Consider the following 258-nt stretch of genomic DNA (forward strand, 5'->3'; position numbering starts at 1 on the left):
CGTCGACATTCAGCGTCAGCGCGCCCCGGCTGGACCACTTGCTGTCGGGCGCCGACAGCGACCCCGCCCGCAGTGTCATCTGCCCGGCCTTGACCACCGCCCCGTCGCTGACCATCTGGCCCGGGGTGGTGAAGGCCAGCAGCCCGCCGGCGGTCAGCGTCACCCGGCGCAGGCTCAGCGGGCCGTCACTGTCCAGCGTGATGGTCGCGGCCTTCAGCGTGCTGTCGTCGAGGTCGACGCTGGCGGCACCGAGTGTCA

The 258-nt window shown here is 72.1% G+C and carries 1 protein-coding gene; it reads right to left on the minus strand.

From position 1 onward, the window contains the following. Positions 1-258, minus strand: a 258-nt coding sequence (locus tag DFO50_RS18730; protein WP_146745163.1) for a hypothetical protein, incomplete at both ends; no start/stop codon positions are given.

This window comes from Microvirgula sp. AG722 (assembly GCF_003269145.1).
Lineage (GTDB): Bacteria > Pseudomonadota > Gammaproteobacteria > Burkholderiales > Aquaspirillaceae > Microvirgula > Microvirgula aerodenitrificans.